Consider the following 17,413-nt stretch of genomic DNA (forward strand, 5'->3'; position numbering starts at 1 on the left):
AGCGGACGCTATCGCCCGGTGGTGTCCTGGACCGAGGCGGGGTTCTCGTAGGCGGTATGTTCCGCGGCTTCGGTCTGTTCTGTGTGTTCGGTCTGTTCGGTCGGCTGAGGCCGTTCGACCTGTTCCGGCCCTTGGACGATGTGAACGGCATCCCTGAGGGCGAGCCGCTGTTCTTCGCTCATCATGCCGAAGAAGGCGACGAGAGCGGCGGCGGGGTTGTCACTCTGCGACCAAGCGTCGTTCATCAGCGCGGCCGAGTAGGCGGCACGGGTGGAGACGGCCTCATATCGATAGGCACGGCCTTCCGCCTCGCGACGGACCCAGCCCTTCTGATGGAGATTGTCCAAAACGGTCATCACCGTGGTGTACGCGATGGACCGTTCCTGCCGAAGGTCTTCCAGGACTTCTCGAACGGTGACCGGGCGGTTCCACTTCCACACCCGCGTCATGACCGCGTCTTCGAGTTCTCCCAATGGGCGAGGCACAACTCAGCACACTAGTGGGAGAAACGGTGAATAGCGCGAAGGACGTGCACATTCACCGCCGAACAGCTACGAAACGGGGCGATCCTGTCCGGCCTGCCGGGTCTGCTCGGCCCGGGCGAGGGTGGCGTCGACGACGGCGTCCTCCTTGGCCTTGTTGGCACCGCCCTGACTCTTCACCATCGTCACGATCACACCGATGAAGAGCACGGCCATCACTACGGGGGGCACGAGCGCGGAGACGTAGTCCATGGGGTCCAGAGTAGCCAGGCCCGAAGAAAGGCCCGGGCGGGGGCCCGGGCCTTGGCAATTCCAGCTCTGTCCGGCCTGACTCCTCGGCCCGACTGTTCGACCTGTTCGGTTTGCCTGTTCAGCCCGCGGCGAGTTGTTGTGAGGGGTTCGCGGGCGGGGTCGGCTTGCGGCGCGGGAAGACCTCGCCCGGGGTCGGGACGGGTCGGGCGGGCTTGGGGGCGTCGGGTGCGGGCCGGGGGGCGGGAGCGGGCCGCTCATGAGGCTGCTTCTCCGCGGGCTTCTCCCCTGGCTTCCTGGCGGGCTCCTCGGTGGCGAGACCGCCGGGCAGGGCAAGAAGGCGGGTCCGGGAGGCCGGCACCGTGGGTGCGACCGGCGGACGGCCGGACACCCTGGCGCCCAGCCGGGCCCGTACGTCCCGCTCCGCGTGCCGCAGACAGCGGTCCAGGAGGGCTGCGGCGATCGGGTTCCCCCGCAGCGCCCGCAGGGCGGCGAGGTCGTCCGGGTCCGGGCGGTACCCGGAGCTCAGCGCCTCCTCCAGGAGCGTGAGGAAGCCGGCTGCGGTGCCGGGCAGGGCGGCGCGGTAGCGGGCGAGGTCGGCCACGAGGAAGGCCCGCAGCCTGACCCCCTCGTGCGCCGCCTCGTCGACGGACTCGGCAAGCCGGAGACAGTCCTGGACGTCCTCTGCGGAGGCGGGGCCGGGGTGGAGGGCGAGGGCGAGGGCGCGACGGAGCACACGCAGCTCCTCCGCACCGAACGCCATGCCGCCGCGAGATCCGAATGGCGTGGGCATGCGGCGACGATACGCGCTAATCAGACAAACTCGACATTGAGAGAGGGTGTGGCGCGGGGAGCCACCCAGGTGGCCGTGCACCGTCTTCGGGCCCGCGGACAGGAACAGCTCACATACGGGACACGTTCCGCTCGTACACCAGCCGCAGCCCGATCAGCGTCAGCCACGGCTCGTGCTCGTCGATCACCGACGCCTCGCCCAGCACCAACGGCGCCAGCCCGCCCGTCGCGATCACCGTCACGTCGTCCGGGTCCTGGGCCAGCTCCTTCGCCATCCGGGTCACCACACCGTCCACCTGACCGGCGAACCCGTAGATGATGCCCGCCTGCATCGCCTCGACCGTGTTCTTGCCGATCACCGCCCGGGGCCGCGCCACCTCGATCTTCCGGAGCTGCGCCCCCTTCACCCCGAGCGCCTCGACCGAGATCTCGATGCCGGGCGCGATCACCCCGCCGACGTACTCCCCGCGCGCGGACACCGCGTCGAACGTGGTCGCCGTACCGAAGTCGACGACGATCGCGGGGCCCCCGTAGAGCTCGACGGCGGCGACCGCGTTGATGATGCGGTCCGCGCCGACCTCCTTCGGGTTGTCGGTGAGGATCGGCACGCCCGTCTTCACGCCGGGCTCGACCAGCACCGCCGGCACATCGCCGTAGTACCGCCGCGTCACCTCGCGCAGCTCGTGCAGCACCGACGGAACGGTCGCGCAGATGGCGATGCCGTCGATGCCGTCGCCCAGCTCGTCCCCGAGGAGGGGGTGCATGCCCATGAGGCCCTGGAGGAGGACCGCGAGCTCGTCGGCGGTGCGGCGCGCGTCCGTGGAGATGCGCCAGTGCTCGACGATCTCGTCGCCGTCGAAGAGCCCGAGGACGGTGTGCGTGTTTCCTACGTCGATGGTCAGCAGCATGGCCTTGTACCTACTCCGCCGCTCGCAGGTCGAGACCGATGTCGAGGATCGGCGAGGAGTGGGTGAGGGCGCCGACCGCCAGGTAGTCGACGCCGGTGTCGGCGTACTCCTTGGCGTTCTTCAGGATGAGCCGGCCCGAGACCTCCAGCACGGCGCGGCCGTCGACGACCGCGACCGCCTCGTCGCACTCGCCGGGGGTGAAGTTGTCCAGAAGGATCAGGTCGGCGCCCGCGTCGACGACCTCGCGCAGCTGGTGCAGCGTGTCGACCTCGACCTCGATCGGCACCTCCGGGAAGGCGTCCCGTACGGCCTTGAAGGCCTGGGCGACGCCGCCGGCGGCCACCACGTGGTTGTCCTTGACGAGTGCCGCGTCCGACAGGGACATGCGGTGGTTGACGCCGCCGCCGCAGCGGACCGCGTACTTCTCCAGGGAACGCAGGCCGGGAGTCGTCTTGCGGGTGTCGCGCACGCGCGCCTTGGTGCCCTCCAGGACGTCCGCCCACGCGCGCGTGGCGGTCGCGATGCCGGACAGGCGGCACAGGAGGTTGAGGGCGCTGCGCTCGGCCGTCAGGAGGTCACGGGTGCGGGTCGTGACGCTGAGCAGCTTCTGGCCGGCCTCGACGCGGTCGCCGTCCTCGACGTGCCGCTCGACCTCGAACTCGTCGGTGCAGACCACGGAGACGACCGCCTCGGCGATCCGCAGACCGGCGACGATGCCTCCCTCGCGGGCGGTGAAGTCGGCGGTGGCGCGGGCCTCCTCGGGGATGGTCGCGACGGTCGTCACGTCCACGCCGCCATCGAGGTCCTCCTGGATGGCGACGTTGGCGATGTCCTCGACCTCCAGGGGGTCGAGGCCGGCGTCGGCGAGGAGGGCGGCGAGCGCGGGGTCGAGGCCGCACTCCAGGTACACCTCGTCTGCCATGTCGGAGGCAGCGCCGCAGGCGCAGCCGTCGCCGCAGCCGCCGCTCTGGGCGAGGGGAAGGTCGGGGGTGCTCACTTCTGTCACTGCTCCTGGGGACGGTGCTCCGGCTGATGATGCCGGGTCGGGGGGAAGTCTGCGGTGTCGGTGGTGTGTACGGCCAGCGTCCGGTCGGGATTCAGCCGTACGACGATGTGGCGGTGCCAGGTCGTGTCGTCGCGCTCGGCGTGGTCCTCGCGCCAGTGGCAGCCGCGGGTCTCCGCGCGCATGCGGGCGGCGGCGACCAGGACGCGGGCCACGCACAGGAGGTTGGTGGCCTCCCAGGTGTCGACGCCGGGCTCCGCGGTCTTGCCGTTCTCGTCGAGGGCGTCGCGGGCGTCGGTGTGCAGTTTCTGGATGGCCGCGGCGGCCGTGTCCAGGGAGGCCGCGGAGCGCAGCACTCCGGCGCCCTCGGTCATGATGCGCTGGATCGCGAAGCGGGCCTCGGGGGCGAGCAGCGGGTGCGCGGGCTTCTCGGGGTGCGGCAAGGGTGCGGGCACGCGCGCGTGGAGGCCGTTTCCGGCGTGGGCCGCGGTGATGTCGGCGACGATGCGCTCGGCGTAGACCAGGCCCTCCAGGAGGGAGTTGGAGGCGAGCCGGTTGGCGCCGTGGACGCCGGTGCAGGCGACCTCTCCGCACGCGTACAGGCCGGGGACGGTCGTGCGGCCCCGGGAGTCGGTGCGGACGCCGCCGGAGGCGTAGTGGGCGGCCGGGGCGACCGGGACGGGCTCGGTGACCGGGTCGATGCCGTGGGCGCGGCAGGAGGCGAGGATCGTCGGGAAGCGGGTCTCCCACATGTGGGCGCCGAAATGCCGGGCGTCCAGGAACATGTGTTCGGCGCCCTGTTCCAGCATCCGGCGCGTGATGCCCTTGGCGACGATGTCCCGGGGCGCGAGTTCGCCGAGTTCGTGCTGGCCGGTCATGAAGCGCACTCCGTCGGCGTCGACGAGGTGGGCGCCCTCACCGCGTACCGCCTCGGAGACGAGCGGCTGCTGGCCCTCGGCGTCGGCCCCCAGGAAGAGCACCGTGGGGTGGAACTGGACGAATTCGAGGTCGCTGACCTCGGCACCGGCGCGCAGGGCGAGGGCGACGCCGTCTCCGGTGGACACGGACGGGTTGGTGGTCGCCGAGAAGACCTGGCCCATGCCGCCGGTGGCGAGGACCACGGCGGGCGCGTGGACGGCCCCCACGCCGTCGTGCTGGCCCTCTCCCATGACGTGCAGGGTCACGCCCGCCGTACGGCCGTCGGCGTCCGTCAGGAGGTCCAGGACGAGCGCGTTCTCGACCGTGCGCAGTCCCCGCGCGCGGACGGCCTCGACGAGTGCGCGGGAGATCTCCGCGCCGGTCGCGTCACCGCCCGCGTGCGCTATGCGACGGCGGTGGTGGCCACCCTCCCGGGTCAGTTCCAGTCCTCCTTCGGAGGACTCGTCGAAGTGGGCGCCGGTCTCGATGAGCCGTCGTACGGCGTCCGGGCCCTCGGTGACGAGGATCCGTACGGCCTCCTCGTCGCACAGGCCCACGCCGGCCACCAGGGTGTCAGCGAGGTGCTGTTCGGGGGTGTCGCCCTCGCCGAGGGCCGCCGCGATGCCGCCCTGGGCCCAGCGGGTGGAGCCGTCGTCGAGGCGGGCCTTAGTGACGACGACCGTCTTCAGCCCGGCCGCGTCGCAGCGCAGGGCCGCGGTGAGCCCGGCGACGCCGGAGCCGACGACCACGACGTCCGCGGACAGGGCCCAGCCGGGGGCGGGGGCGTGCAGCCGTATGCCGGTGGAGGTGCCGGCGCGGCCGGCGGTGGGGCCTGTGGTGCTCACAAGGCGGCTCCGGGGGTTCCGAAAATGAGAGGGATGTTGTCGATCAGCCGGGTCGTCCCGACCTTGGCTGCGACGGCGAGGACGGCTTCGCCCGTGAAGTCGTCCGGGATCTCGGTGAAGTCGGCGGGGTCGACCAGGGCGAGGTAGTCGAGGACCAGCGGGGGCCGGAGGCGGGCGGCGTCGTCCAGGAGGAGGCGGGCGGCGGCCCGGACGGCGGCGGGAGCGCCTCCGGGGACCTTCGCGACGGCGTGCGCGTCGGCGGCGGCGCGGGATTCGCCGATCGCGCTGAGGGCCTGGGCACGCGCGCGCGTGGCGGGCACCTCGCGGGCACGCGCGCGCAGCGCCTCCTGGGCGGCGTGCCGGTCGCTGCCGGCGAACAGTGCCTGGGAGAGGGCGAGGGCAGTACGCCGTTCCTCGGTGGAGAGGTAGCGGTTGCGGCTGGACAGGGCCAGGCCGTCGGCCTCGCGGACGGTCGGGACGCCGACGATCTCCACGCCGAAGTTCAGGTCGCGGACCATCCGGCGGATCATCGCGAGCTGCTGGGCGTCCTTCTGCCCGAAGAAGGCGACGTCGGGCCGGGTGAGGTGGAGCAGCTTGCCCACGACGGTGAGTACACCGTCGAAGTGCCCGGGGCGCGTGGCCCCTTCCAGCCGCTCCCCCATGGGACCCGCGCTGATCCGCACCTGGGGTTCGCCGCCCGGGTAGACCTCCTCCACGGAGGGGGCGAACACGGCGTCCGCGCCCGCCTGTTCGGCGAGTCGGACGTCGGCGTCGAGAGTGCGCGGGTAGCGGTCGAGGTCCTCGCCCTTGCCGAACTGGAGGGGGTTCACGAAGACGGTGACGGTCACGAAGCCCTTGGGGCCGACGTGTTCGCGGGCGGTCCGGATCAGGGTGGCGTGGCCTTCGTGGAGGGCGCCCATGGTCATGACGACGGCGTTGTGTCCCGGCACACCGATGTGGCCGTGGGCGTCCGCCAGACCGTCCGTGTCGGACACAAGTCCCCAGAAACCGCTGCTCATCGCTCTCCCCCGTCGCTCTTCGGGTTTTCGGGACTCGCGGGCGGGCTCGTGCCCTCCGCGAGCACCCCGAGGAGGTCCTCGGCCAGCTCAGGCTTGAGCAGGCCGTGCGCGAGCGCCCGGTCGGCGGTCGCGCGGGCCATCGCCAGATAGCCGGCGACACTCTGCGGGGAGTGCTTGCGCAGCTCCGCGACATGGGCGGCGACGGTGCCCGCGTCCCCGCGCGCGACGGGCCCGGTGAGCGCCGCGTCCCCGGAGCGCAGCGCGTTGTCCAGGGCGGCGCCCAGGAGCGGGCCGAGCATCCGGGCGGGGGCCTCGACGCCGGCCGTGCGCAGCAGTTCCATGGATTCGGCGACCAGGGTCACCAGGTGGTTGGCGCCCAGGGCCAGGGCCGCGTGGTAGAGCGGGCGGCTCTCCTCGTCGATCCACTCGGGCTCGCCGCCCATCTCGATGACGAGGGCTTCGGCGGCCAGCCGCAGCTCGGGGCGTGCGGTGACCCCGAAGGAGCACCCGGCGAGCCGCTGGACGTCCACGGCAGTGCCGGTGAACGTCATGGCAGGGTGCAGGGCCAGCGGCAGCGCGCCGGCCCTGAGGGCGGGGTCCAGGACCTTCGCGCCGTACCGCCCGGAGGTGTGCACGAGCAGTTGCCCCGGGCGTACTGCGCCGGTCTCGGCGAGGCCCTCGACGAGGCCGGGCAGGGCGTCGTCCGGGACGGTCAGCAGGACCAGCTCGGCGCGCTCCATGACCTGGGCGGGCGACACCACGGGCACGTCCGGGAGCAGCTGGGCGGCCCTGCGGACGGAGGCGTCGGACACCGCGGAGACGGCCACCGGGCGGTGCCCGGCGAGTCGCAGTGACGCGGCCAGCGCGGGGCCCACGCGTCCGGCACCGACGACGCCGACGGTGAGCCGCGCGGGGCGGTCTCTGGGGTCTGGCTGTTGGAATGTACTCACTCGACGACGGCCTTCCCGTTCCAGTCCGCTCGGGGTACCGGACGATGTACCGGACGATTTCTCGTCATGTTAACGCGATCGGTCCGGGAGGCGTCCGGTTGTCCACAGGCTGTGGGTGCCCGCACGCCCTCCGCGCACGGTCCCGCGGAAATCCGCGTGACCGTCCGATCCCGCGCGCGGGATGATCGCGGGCATGAGCGACACGGCCGACACGGCGGATGACGACGGGCGACCGGGCGAGGAACCCGGCACGGAGCAGGGCACGGAACAGGGCGGCAAGGAACGGCGGCTGCGACGGCGGGCCGCACTCCGGGGCGCCGAACGGGTCCTGGCGCGCCCGGGGTTCCTGGGGACGATCGGGCAGCGGCTGGCGCTGCTCGACGAGGCGCGGGAGTCGTACGACGTGGACGAGCCGTCCGACATCTACGGCGGCGGGATCGTCGAGACCCTGGAGGAGCGGGTCGCCGGACTGCTCGGCAAGGAGGCCGCCGCCTTCTTCCCGACCGGCACGATGGCCCAGCAGGTGGCCCTGCGCTGCTGGGCGGGCCGCACCGGCAACCCGGCCGTCGCCCTGCACGCGCTCGCCCACCCCGAGGTGCACGAGCGGAACGCGCTGAGCACGCTCGGCGCACTGCGCCCGCTCCGGGTGACGAGCGAGCCCAGGATGCCGACGGCCGACGAGGTGCGCGACTTCGACGAGCCCTTCGGGACGCTGATGCTGGAACTCCCCCTCAGGGACGCCGGTTTCGTGCTGCCCACCTGGGAGGAGCTGTCCGAGGTGGTGGCGGCGGCGCGGGAACGCGACGCGGTCGTGCACTTCGACGGGGCCCGTCTGTGGGAGTCCACCACCCACTTCGGCCGCCCCCTGGACGAGATCGCGGACCTCGCGGACAGCGTCTACGTGTCGCTCTACAAGTCCCTCGACGGCTACGGCGGTGCCGTCCTGGCGGGCCCGCGGACCCTCGTCGAGGAGGCGAAGGCGTGGCGGCACCGGTACGGCGGCGCGGTCTTCCAGCAGTTCCCGACGGTTCTGTCCGCCCTGGTCGGCCTGGACCGCGAACTGCCCCGTCTCCCGGAGTACGTGGCCCACGCGCGCGTGGTCGCCGCCGCGCTGCGCGAGGGTTTCGCGGCGGCCGGGGTGCCGTGGATGCGGGTGCACCCGGAGGTGCCGCACACCAACGAGTTCCAGGTCTGGCTGCCGTACGACCACGAGGTCGCCGCGGAGGCCGCGATCCGGCAGGGCGAGGAGACGAAGACCCTTCTGTTCGCCAACGAGTGGGGCCGCGGCGGCCCGGGCCTCGCGGTCACCGAGGTGTTCGTCCGCGCGGCCGGCCTGGAGTGGACGGCGGACGACGTGAAGGCGGCGGTGGCGGAGTTCGCGGGGCGGTTGTAAGGGCCCGCAGGAGCGTTCTCGCGGGCCCTTGCGGGGGCGTTGTCAGTGGCGGGGTGCACCATGTGGACATGAGCGTGAGCATCGACGTGTGCGGGCTGGGGCGGGAGCGGATCACCGTCGTGCCCTCACCGCTGGCCGAGCTCGGCATGGCGCTGCACGCACTGGCCGAGCCGGGGCACCACCCCCGGCTGCAGGGCTGGGCGACAGGGGTGACAGCCGGGCTCGACCCGCATCTGGCCGACCGGATGTGCGAGGCCGACTTCCTGTGGCGATCCACGTTCTCGGACCTCTTCCTGCCGTACGCGGGCCTGGGCGCGGGCACGCTCCCCGGTGGCACGCTCGGCGCGGAACTGGACCAGCTGGACCGGCTGACGGACGAACAGTTCGTGGACGCCTGCCTGGAGTTCACCTGCGCGCTGCCGTACGACGAGCAGGGCGCAGGCGCCCTCACCGACGCCAGGGCACGGCAGCGGGCCCTGGATCTGGCCGTCTCGCGCGGCCCCCGCCAGCTCCGGTTCACCCGGCGCCTGCTGGACGACCCGCCCCGGATCCGCACCTGGCTGCGACAGCTGCTGGCGGACTGCGAGGACGCCTTCTTCGCCGAGACCTGGTCACGGCTGCACCCCCAGCTCATGGCGGACGCCCGCCACAAGACGGACCTCCTGCACCTCAAGGGCCTGCCGGAGGCGCTGGCTTCCGTGTCGTCAGCGGTCACCCTCGACGAGAGCGCGGGCCGGATCACCGTCGACAAACTGGGCACCGGCCACACTTCGGCGGCGGGCAGCCTCCTGCTCGTCCCGACGAGCCTGGGCCGGCCCCATCTGATGGTCCTGCACCGGTACGGCTGGCAGCCGGTCCTGCACTACCCGGCGGGCTCCACCGAGCTCGCCGCCCCGGCCTCGGTCGAGCAGCTCGGCCTGCGCCTGACCGCGCTGTCCCATCCGGTGCGGATGCGGCTCTGCCGCCAGCTGGCCCGCAGCTCGTTCACCACGACCGAGCTGGCGCACACGCACAACATGACGGCACCCGAGATATCCCGGCACCTGGCCGTCCTGAGAAAGGCGGGCCTGACCACCACCCGCCGCCGAGGCCGGTACGTCCTGCACCAGCTGGACGTCACGATGGTGGCCCGGCTGGGCAGCGACTTCCTGGAGGGGATCCTCAGGTAACCGGCGGATCGCCCGGCAGCTCGACCGGTGGACCGCCCGCCGCCGAGCAGGCGGTCAGCCGCCCCCGCCGGCCCGCACGAGCCCCGTCTCGTACGCGAGGACGACCACCTGCACCCGGTCCCGCAGCCCCAGCTTGGTCAGGATGCGGCCCACATGGGTCTTCACGGTCGCCTCCGACAGCACCAGCCGGGCCGCGATCTCCCCGTTCGACAGTCCCTGGGCGACCAGGATCATGACCTCGCGCTCACGGTCGGTGAGCCGCTCCAGTTCCTTGTACTGGGGCTGCTTGCCGGTGGCCGGCAGCATGGGCGCGAAGCGGTCGAGGAGCCGCCGGGTCGTCGAGGGGGCCACGACCGCGTCGCCGCTGTGCACGGAGCGGATGGCGGTGAGGAGTTCGCCGGGCGGCACGTCCTTGAGCATGAAGCCGGAGGCGCCCGCCTTCAGCCCGGAGAAGGCGTACTCGTCGAGGTCGAAGGTGGTCAGGATCAGCACCTTGGGCGGGTTGTCGCCCTGGCAGATGCGCCGGGTGGTCTCCACCCCGTCGAGCTTCGGCATGCGTACGTCCATCAGCACGACGTCGACCTCGGTCTCCCGGAGCACCTGGAGAGCCTCGACGCCGTCGCCCGCCTCCGCCACGACGTCCATGTCCGGCTGGGCGGCGAGCACCATCCGGAACCCGGTGCGCAGCAGCACCTGGTCGTCGACGAGCATCACACGGATGTGCATGGCGGGGTCCTCCGGTCGGTACGTGTCGAACATCAATGCGTTGATCGAACGTGCACGTGTCAGTGGGCTGGTTTGAGCGGCAGCAGGGCACTGATGCGAAAGCCGCCACCCGGGCGCGGGCCCGCGTCCAGGGTGCCGCCCACCATGCCGACGCGCTCGCGCATGCCGATCAGGCCGTGGCCCTGTCCGTCGGCGCCGCCCTCCTCGTAGTGCTCGTGCGGGGCGCCCTTGCCGTCGTCCTCGACGAGCAGGCCGAGACCGTCGTCGAAGTAGACCAGACGCACGCTCGCTCCGGTGTTCGGGCCGCCGTGCTTGCGGGTGTTGGTGAGCGCCTCCTGCACGATGCGGTACGCCGTCAGCTCCACGCCGCTGGGCAGCGGGCGCGGGGTGCCCTCGATCTTGTAGTCGACGGGCAGGCCCGAGGTACGGCACTGCTCGATCAGGTCGTCGAGCTGCTCGACGTCGGGCTGCGGAACGTACTCGCAGCCCTCCTGGTGCTCGCCGGTGCGCAGCACGCCGAGCAGCCGGCGCATCTCGGCGAGGGCCTGGCGGCCGGTGCCGGAGATGGTCTCCAGGGCCTTTTTCGCCTGGTCGGGGGCGGTGTCGAGGACGTAGGCGGCGCCGTCGGCCTGGACCACCATCACGGAGACGTTGTGCGCGACGACGTCGTGCAGCTCGCGGGCGATCCGGGCGCGCTCGGCGGCGACCGCGACCTTGGCCTGTGCCTCGCGCTCCCGCTCCAGACGGGCGGCGCGCTCCTCCAGCTGGGCGAAGTAGGCGCGGCGGGTGCGCAACGAGTCGCCGAGCACCCAGGCGAGGGCGAACGGCACCGCCAGGAAGACCATCAGGGCGAGATTGCCCGCAGTGCTCGACTCCTTCTCCGGCCAGCGCAGCTGGGCCAGCGGGGACGCGAACAGACCGCCGATCAGCGCGAACCGTGAGGCCCAGGGGGGCCCGCTCGCCGCCACGGTGTAGACGATCACCAGCAGGGCGAAGTCGGCGGGCACCGGTTCGACGTCCAGGACCAGCTGCGCCAACCCGACCGCGGCGGCCAGCACGAGCATCCGCTCGGGCATACGCCGGCGCAGCGCGATCACCAGGCACAGCAGGACCGTCAGGACGGCGACCACCGCCGGGGACGCCGCACCCGGAGTGTCCTGGACGGCTCCGCTCAGCATGGAGATCCCGAACTGGCAGACGGCCCAGAAGCCGTCGACCCATGTCGGGTGTCTGCGGAGGAAGTCATAGACGCGTTGCACGTAACCCAGCGTAGGGAAGCGTTGTGCGTGCCGGGGTCAACCGGAGGGTCGATCCGCAACGCCTCCGCGTACTCCGCAAGGTGGAGAGCCTCTCCCCTGGGTGGCGGGGGTCCAGGCCCTAGCCTGACCCCGTGGCAGGAGAGACAGCGGGCGCGGTGGCGGGCCGGACGGCGGGCGAGTGGCGTGGCTGGCGTGCGGCGACACAGGAGGCGCTGTACGGCGAGCAGGGGTTCTACCGCCGGCCCGAGGGTCCCGCCGGGCACTTCCGTACGTCCGTGCACGCGTCGCCGCTCTTCGCCGGTGCCGTGGCGCGGCTGCTGTGCCGGGTCGACGAGGCGCTGGGCCGCCCGGCGTCGCTCGGTTTCGTCGACATGGGCGCGGGCCGGGGCGAACTCGTCACCGGCGTCCTCGCGGCCCTGCCCCCGGAGGTGGCCGCCCGCGCGCGCGGGTACGCCGTCGAGCTGGCCGACCGCCCCGTGGACCTCGATCACCGTATCGAGTGGCTGGCCGAGCCCCCCGTAGGCGTCACCGGCCTGCTGTTCGCCAACGAGTGGCTGGACAACGTCCCCGTGGAGGTGGCCGAGGTGGACCCGGCGGGCGTGCCGCGCATGGTCCTCGTACGGCGGGACGGGACCGAGCGGCCCGGGGAGCCGGTGGCCGGTGCGGACGCGGAGTGGCTGGCGCGCTGGTGGCCGTTGCCGCCGGAGCCGGGGGCGCGGGCCGAGATCGGGCACCCCAGGGACACCGCCTGGGCCGCCGCCGCGGCCACCCTCGGCCGGGGGCTGGCCGTCGCCGTCGACTACGCGCACACGGCCGACGCCCGGCCGCCCTTCGGGACGCTCACCGGTTTCCGGGCCGGGCGTGGGGCAGCGCCCGTGCCGGACGGCTCGTGCGACCTGACCGCCCATGTGGCGCTGGACGCCTGCGCGGGGCCGGGAGCGCGGCTGCTGACCCAGCGGGAGGCCCTGCACGCCCTCGGGGTGGCCGGCGGGCGCCCTCCGCTGTCCCTGGCGTCGACGGACCCCGCCGCGTACGTACGGGCCCTGGCGGGCGCCGGGGAGGCCGCCGAGCTGACGGCGACGGGCGGGCTCGGGGATTTCGGGTGGCTGGTGGAGCCGGTGGGGATCGCCGACCCGCTCCTCTGAGGACCCGCTTCTCCGAAGTGCCGTTCCTCCGAAGTCCCGCTGTCAGGACTTCCGCCCTACTTGTCGATGTCCCCGACCACGAAGAACAGCGACCCAAGGATCGCCACCATGTCCGCGACCAGCGTCCCGGGCAGCAGGACCGCCAGCGCCTGGATGTTGTTGTAGGAGGCCGAGCGCAGCTTCAGCCGGTACGGGGTCTTCTCGCCCTTGCTGACGAGGTAGTAGCCGTTGATGCCGAGGGGGTTCTCGGTCCACGCGTACGTGTGCCCCTCGGGCGCCTTGAGGACCTTCGGCAGGCGCTGGTTGATCGGGCCGGGCTCCAGTTCGGCGAGCCGGTCGAGGCAGGCGTCGGCCAGGTCGAGCGCGTTGTGCGTCTGCTCCAGGAGGCACTCGAAGCGGGCGAGACAGTCGCCCTCCTGCCGCGTGACCACCTTCAGGGTGTCCTGGAGCTCCCCGTACGCCAGATACGGCTCGTCCCGGCGCAGGTCGAAGTCGACGCCCGAGGCGCGCGCGATCGGCCCGCTCACGCCGTACGCGTGCACGGCCTCCGGCGGCAGCACGCCCACACCGCGCGTGCGCCCCCGGAAGATCTCGTTGCCGAGCACCAGGTCGTCGAACCGGTCCATGCGCGAGCGCAGGGACGCGACGGAGGCACGCGCGCGCGTGGTCCACCCGGCCGGCAGGTCCTCCTTGAGGCCCCCCACGCGGTTGAACATGTAGTGCATGCGCCCGCCGGAGACCTCCTCCATGACGTGCTGGAGCTCCTCGCGCTCCGTGAACGCGTAGAAGATCGGCGTGATCCCGCCCAGCTCCAGCGGGTACGAGCCCAGGAACATCAGGTGGTTCAGCACCCGGTTCAGCTCCGCGAGCAGCGTGCGCGTCCACACCGCGCGCGTGGGGACCTCCATGCCGAGCATCCGCTCCACGGCGAGGACCACGCCCAGCTCGTTGGAGAACGCCGACAGCCAGTCGTGCCGGTTGGCCAGCATGATGATCTGACGGTAGTCACGCGCCTCGAAGAGCTTCTCCGCACCGCGGTGCATATAGCCGATCACCGGCTCCGCGTGCTGGATCCGCTCGCCGTCGAGCACCAGCCGCAGCCGCAGCACACCGTGCGTGGACGGGTGCTGGGGCCCGATGTTGAGCACCATGTCGGTGCTCTCCGCGGCGCCGCCGATACCAACGATCGTCTCCGTGGGCTCCGTCGTGGGACTCATGGACACAGTCTGTCGTACGTACGCTTGCGGTATGGAGACGGGGAGCCCGGAAACCGCGGGCGAAACGCTGGGCGAGGGGCACGACGAAGAGCGCGGCGAACCGGTCTGGACCGGGCTGCCGCGGGACCTGCTGCGGATGCGCAGGCTGCTGCTGGTGGTCTGGCTGGTGCCGCTGACGCTCGGTGCGGGGCTGCTGCCCGGCCTGCTCGCGGGGCCCGCCTGGGCGGCCTTCGCGCTGCTGCCGCTGGTCCTGCTGCTGTGGGGCTGGCGGATGCTGGGCCGCAACTGGGCGTCCTGGCGGTACGCCGAGCGCGCCGACGACCTGCTGATCAGCAGGGGTGTGCTGTGGCGCGAGGAGACGATCGTGCCGTACGGGCGGATGCAGCTGGTCGAGGTGACGTCCGGGCCCGTCGCGCGGCACTTCGGGCTGGCCAGCGTGCAGCTGCACACGGCCGCCGCCGCGACCGACGCGCTCATCCCGGGCCTCGAACCGGCGGAGGCCGAACGGCTGCGGGACCGGCTCACCGAGCTCGGCCAGGCCCGATCGGCGGGACTGTGACGACCCCCGGCACCGAGACGGACGTACCCACGGAGAACGGCAAACAGCCGGTCGTCGAGCAGCGGCTGCATCCCGTCACACCGCTCAGGCGGGCGTGGGCGCCGGTCGCCGTGCTCATCGGGTGGGCCGTGCACGACCCCAACCAGGCGCAGCGGCAGCTGACCCGGCTGACGACCACGACCCTGCTGCTCGGCCTCGCCGTGTGTCTCGTCGGTGGCGCCCTGTACGGCTTTCTGACCTGGTGGTTCACCCACTTCGCGGTGACCGACAACGAACTGCGCATCCGTACCGGCCTGTTGTTCCGGCGCACCGCGCACATCCGGCTCGAACGCATCCAGGCCGTCGACATCACCCAGCCGCTGCTGGCCCGGGTCGCGGGCGTCGCCAAGCTCAAGCTGGACGTCGTGGGGACGGACAAGAAGGACGAGCTGGCATACCTGGGCGAGGGGCACGCGCGTGCCCTGCGGGCCGAACTCCTCGCCCGCGCCGCCGGGTTCGCGCCCGAGACGGCCCACGAGGTGGGCGAGGCACCGTCCCGGCAGCTGCTGCACATCCCCGCGCGCGTGCTCGCCGTCTCCCTGGTGCTGACCGGGGCGACCTGGGGATCGCTGGCCGCCGCACTGGTCGTACCACCGGTCCTCTGGTTCGCCACCCACAGCCTGTGGACAGTGCTCGCGACGGGCGTCCCCCTGCTCGGCGCGGCGGGCGCGAGCAGCGTGGGCCGGTTCATCAGCGAGTACGACTGGACGGTCGGCGAGTCCCCGGACGGGCTGCGCATCGACCACGGGCTGCTCGACCGTACGCACGAGACGGTGCCGCCGGGGCGCGTACAGACCGTACGGATCGTGGAACCACTGCTGTGGCGGCGGCGCGGGTGGGTCCGGGTGGAGCTGGACGTGGCGGGCTCGTCCAACTCGGTGCTGGTGCCGGTGGCTCCGCGTGAGATCGCGGAGGCGGTGATAGGCCAGGTGCTGCCCGGGGTGACGGTGCCCGCGTCGCTGTCGCGCCCGCCGCGCCGGGCGGGCTGGTGCCTGCCGTTCTGGTGGCGGGGCTACGGCATCGCCGTCACCGACAGCGTCTTCGTCTCCCGGCACGGGCTGCTGCGCCGCAGCCTGGCCCTGGTCCCGCACGCCAAGGTCCAGAGCGTACGGCTGGAGCAGGGGCCCTGGGCGCGCTTCAAGGGCCTCGCGGACGTCCATGTGGACACGGGGGCCAACAAGACCGTCACAGCCGGTCTACGGGACGCCCAGGAGGCCGCGGAGCTGCTCCGGGGTCAGGCGGAGCGCTCCCGGACGGGACGGCGGGACGCGCGACCGGACCGGTGGATGGCGTAACGGGCGCATGCGTTCGAACCCGGAGCGGAGTGACCGGTCGTCAGACCGTCAGGAATTCAGGAAACCGCGCTCCGCAGCCCCTGCAGGTCGATCTGCTCGGTCTCGTCGTGCGCCGTCAGGTCGATCACCTGACCGATGCCGACCCCGCGCGACTCCTCGTCGGCGGGCTTGAACTGCGCCTCGGACTCCGCCTTGTGCAGCGCGAGCGCCTCCTGTCCGACGACGTCGGCGAGGTCCTCGTTCTGTACGGCGTCCAGCGCGGCCGACGCCGTCGCCTTCTGCGTGCCGAAGAAGTCGAACCCGCCGGGGACGGCGGGCCTGCGCAGGGGCGCGGTCGTCGGTACGACGGCCACCGCGGTCGGCACGGTGTAGTGCCCGAAGCCGCGCACGGGCTTGGCGGGCTTCGCCTCGGCGGGGTTGGCGGCGGCGCGCGTATGCCCGCGGGCCGCCTCGGGCTTCCCCATGGCCTCGTCCTCCAGCACGGCCTCCGCCTTGTCGGCGGTGGGGCTGTCGGGGACCTCGGGGGTTCCCGGGACCTCGGCGGCCGGCTCCGCGACGGCCGCGCCCGGTTCGGCCTTCGCCGGAACCTCGCCGTCGAACCTGGCCAGTGCCGCCCGCGCCCGCAGGAACAGCGCGGAACCCTCCGGGGAGAAGATCGCCGGTGCCGCCGGGCTCTCCCCCGACTCCGTGGCTTCCTGGCCCTCCGCGTCCTCCGCGTCGTCCGGGGCCTGCGCACCGACCGCGCCGAGCGCCGCCGACACCCCGGCCGCAGCCGCGTCCAGCGCTGCCGCGTCGGAGTTGGAGTCGGCCTTGTCCGCCGCGTCCGCCGACTCGCCCGAGCCGGTCGTGAGCGTCCGCGCCGCGTCCTTGGCCGCGGCCGGCTTCACGTCGACGTCCGTGTCCGCATCCCCGTCCACGTCCGCATCCGCGTCCTGAGCGGGTATCGAGGCCTCCAGCTCCAGCAGGCGCCTGCCCTCCAGCGCGCTGGCCCGCTCGGTCTCCGCCGTGGCGTACCGCCGCAGCAGCGCCGCATGCTCGTTGCGCAGCCCCTGGAGCTCGGACCGCTTGGCGCGCAGCTTCTGCTCCAGCTTGACCCGCAGTTCGCGGGACTCCTCCAGGTCGGTCTCCAGCTCGGCGGCACGCTCCTCGTGCCGCCATTCGTCGCCCGCACGCGCGCGCGTGAGGTCGGCGACCTGCTTGCCCGCCTCCCCGTCCCAGCGGCGCATGACGGCCGCGCCCACGACCGTGATCGCCGCGGCGAACGCGGCGATCACCCGGAGGACGCCGGTATCCGTGAACACCCATGGCCCCAGGGCGCAGACGAGCGAGACGCCCGCGATCGCCGCAGGAGGCAGCAGCCGGTGCAGAGGTGGTGAATGGCGGTGACGTCCACGTGGCATGGCCAGAAACTTACCGCGCGTAGGCGAATCTTGGTGCCTCGCGCG

General features: G+C 72.7%; 17 protein-coding genes. 5 read left to right on the forward strand and 12 right to left on the reverse strand.

Going from position 1 to position 17,413, the window contains the following annotated elements; all coding sequences use genetic code 11:
* Positions 1–8: 8 nt before the first annotated feature.
* The 8 genes from OHN74_RS17980 to OHN74_RS18015 form a co-directional block, all read right to left on the reverse strand.
* Positions 9–449 carry a BlaI/MecI/CopY family transcriptional regulator gene (locus OHN74_RS17980; RefSeq protein WP_443060558.1) on the reverse strand — a complete coding sequence of 147 codons (441 nt, stop codon included), beginning with the start codon at positions 447–449 and terminating at the stop codon, positions 9–11.
* A gap of 102 nt (positions 450–551) precedes the next feature.
* The gene (locus OHN74_RS17985) at positions 552–734 is read right to left on the reverse strand and encodes a hypothetical protein (RefSeq protein WP_327695562.1); all 183 of its coding nucleotides are present in this window, start codon (positions 732–734) and stop codon (positions 552–554) included.
* Between the two features lie 118 nt (positions 735–852).
* Positions 853–1,494, reverse strand: coding sequence for a hypothetical protein (locus OHN74_RS17990; protein WP_327700172.1), 642 nt, complete (start codon positions 1,492–1,494; stop codon positions 853–855).
* A gap of 139 nt (positions 1,495–1,633) precedes the next feature.
* Entirely contained in the window at positions 1,634–2,431 is a 798-nt protein-coding gene (locus OHN74_RS17995; protein ID WP_327695563.1) for a type III pantothenate kinase, read from the reverse strand.
* A gap of 10 nt (positions 2,432–2,441) precedes the next feature.
* On the reverse strand, positions 2,442–3,428 hold the full coding sequence (gene nadC, locus OHN74_RS18000; RefSeq protein WP_327695564.1) for a carboxylating nicotinate-nucleotide diphosphorylase: 987 nt from the start codon (positions 3,426–3,428) through the stop codon (positions 2,442–2,444).
* A gap of 5 nt (positions 3,429–3,433) precedes the next feature.
* The gene (locus OHN74_RS18005) at positions 3,434–5,197 is read right to left on the reverse strand and encodes an L-aspartate oxidase (protein ID WP_327695565.1); all 1,764 of its coding nucleotides are present in this window, start codon (positions 5,195–5,197) and stop codon (positions 3,434–3,436) included.
* A complete protein-coding gene (gene panC / locus OHN74_RS18010) occupies positions 5,194–6,216 on the reverse strand; it encodes a pantoate--beta-alanine ligase (protein ID WP_327695566.1) in 1,023 nt (340 codons plus the stop codon). Before panC ends, OHN74_RS18005 begins: the two co-directional genes overlap by 4 nt.
* A complete protein-coding gene (locus OHN74_RS18015; protein ID WP_327695567.1) occupies positions 6,213–7,166 on the reverse strand; it encodes a Rossmann-like and DUF2520 domain-containing protein in 954 nt (317 codons plus the stop codon). Before OHN74_RS18015 ends, panC begins: the two co-directional genes overlap by 4 nt.
* 193 nt (positions 7,167–7,359) lie before the next feature.
* Here OHN74_RS18015 and OHN74_RS18020 point away from each other — a divergent pair, with 193 nt between their 5' ends.
* A complete protein-coding gene (locus OHN74_RS18020) occupies positions 7,360–8,559 on the forward strand; it encodes a threonine aldolase family protein (protein ID WP_327695568.1) in 1,200 nt (399 codons plus the stop codon).
* 68 nt (positions 8,560–8,627) lie between these two features.
* Positions 8,628–9,728, forward strand: coding sequence for a DUF5937 family protein (locus OHN74_RS18025; protein ID WP_327695569.1), 1,101 nt, complete (start codon positions 8,628–8,630; stop codon positions 9,726–9,728).
* Between the two features lie 54 nt (positions 9,729–9,782).
* On the opposite strand, the gene OHN74_RS18030 is transcribed toward OHN74_RS18025, so the two are convergent.
* Both OHN74_RS18030 and OHN74_RS18035 read right to left on the reverse strand, forming a co-directional pair.
* Positions 9,783–10,454, reverse strand: a complete 672-nt coding sequence (locus OHN74_RS18030) for a response regulator transcription factor (protein WP_327695570.1) — start codon at positions 10,452–10,454, stop codon at positions 9,783–9,785.
* A gap of 59 nt (positions 10,455–10,513) precedes the next feature.
* Positions 10,514–11,713, reverse strand: a complete 1,200-nt coding sequence (locus OHN74_RS18035) for a sensor histidine kinase (RefSeq protein ID WP_327695571.1) — start codon at positions 11,711–11,713, stop codon at positions 10,514–10,516.
* 131 nt (positions 11,714–11,844) lie between these two features.
* On the opposite strand from OHN74_RS18035, the gene OHN74_RS18040 reads away from it, so the two are divergent.
* On the forward strand, positions 11,845–12,858 hold the full coding sequence (locus tag OHN74_RS18040; protein ID WP_327695572.1) for an SAM-dependent methyltransferase: 1,014 nt from the start codon (positions 11,845–11,847) through the stop codon (positions 12,856–12,858).
* Positions 12,859–12,914: 56 nt separating this feature from the next.
* Here OHN74_RS18040 and OHN74_RS18045 read toward each other — a convergent pair whose 3' ends face one another.
* A complete protein-coding gene (locus OHN74_RS18045) occupies positions 12,915–14,075 on the reverse strand; it encodes an NADH-quinone oxidoreductase subunit D (RefSeq protein WP_327695573.1) in 1,161 nt (386 codons plus the stop codon).
* A gap of 31 nt (positions 14,076–14,106) precedes the next feature.
* Between OHN74_RS18045 and OHN74_RS18050 the strand changes: the two genes are divergently transcribed.
* Both OHN74_RS18050 and OHN74_RS18055 read left to right on the forward strand, forming a co-directional pair.
* Positions 14,107–14,634, forward strand: a complete 528-nt coding sequence (locus tag OHN74_RS18050; protein ID WP_327695574.1) for a PH domain-containing protein — start codon at positions 14,107–14,109, stop codon at positions 14,632–14,634.
* A complete protein-coding gene (locus OHN74_RS18055; RefSeq protein WP_327695575.1) occupies positions 14,631–15,968 on the forward strand; it encodes a PH domain-containing protein in 1,338 nt (445 codons plus the stop codon). Before OHN74_RS18050 ends, OHN74_RS18055 begins: the two co-directional genes overlap by 4 nt.
* A 56-nt stretch (positions 15,969–16,024) precedes the next feature.
* On the opposite strand, the gene OHN74_RS18060 is transcribed toward OHN74_RS18055, so the two are convergent.
* The gene (locus OHN74_RS18060) at positions 16,025–17,368 is read right to left on the reverse strand and encodes a hypothetical protein (RefSeq protein WP_327695576.1); all 1,344 of its coding nucleotides are present in this window, start codon (positions 17,366–17,368) and stop codon (positions 16,025–16,027) included.
* Between the last annotated feature and the right edge of the window lie 45 nt (positions 17,369–17,413).

Origin of the sequence: Streptomyces sp. NBC_00459, from assembly GCF_036013955.1 — a bacterium.
In the GTDB taxonomy this organism is placed as follows: Bacteria; Actinomycetota; Actinomycetes; order Streptomycetales; family Streptomycetaceae; genus Streptomyces.

What these genes read in the sequence shown, in the direction of transcription:
- OHN74_RS18020 (WP_327695568.1), top strand. Translation starts at nt 7,360, where the DNA reads ATGAGCGACACGGCCGACACGGCGGATGACGACGGGCGACCGGGCGAG.
- OHN74_RS18030 (WP_327695570.1), bottom strand. Translation starts at nt 10,454, where the DNA reads ATGCACATCCGTGTGATGCTCGTCGACGACCAGGTGCTGCTGCGCACC.
- OHN74_RS17995 (WP_327695563.1), bottom strand. Translation starts at nt 2,431, where the DNA reads ATGCTGCTGACCATCGACGTAGGAAACACGCACACCGTCCTCGGGCTC.
- OHN74_RS18060 (WP_327695576.1), bottom strand. Translation starts at nt 17,368, where the DNA reads ATGCCACGTGGACGTCACCGCCATTCACCACCTCTGCACCGGCTGCTG.
- panC (WP_327695566.1), bottom strand. Translation starts at nt 6,216, where the DNA reads ATGAGCAGCGGTTTCTGGGGACTTGTGTCCGACACGGACGGTCTGGCG.
- OHN74_RS18045 (WP_327695573.1), bottom strand. Translation starts at nt 14,075, where the DNA reads ATGAGTCCCACGACGGAGCCCACGGAGACGATCGTTGGTATCGGCGGC.
- OHN74_RS17980 (WP_443060558.1), bottom strand. Translation starts at nt 449, where the DNA reads ATGACGCGGGTGTGGAAGTGGAACCGCCCGGTCACCGTTCGAGAAGTC.
- OHN74_RS17990 (WP_327700172.1), bottom strand. Translation starts at nt 1,494, where the DNA reads ATGGCGTTCGGTGCGGAGGAGCTGCGTGTGCTCCGTCGCGCCCTCGCC.
- OHN74_RS18050 (WP_327695574.1), top strand. Translation starts at nt 14,107, where the DNA reads ATGGAGACGGGGAGCCCGGAAACCGCGGGCGAAACGCTGGGCGAGGGG.
- OHN74_RS18025 (WP_327695569.1), top strand. Translation starts at nt 8,628, where the DNA reads ATGAGCGTGAGCATCGACGTGTGCGGGCTGGGGCGGGAGCGGATCACC.
- OHN74_RS17985 (WP_327695562.1), bottom strand. Translation starts at nt 734, where the DNA reads ATGGACTACGTCTCCGCGCTCGTGCCCCCCGTAGTGATGGCCGTGCTC.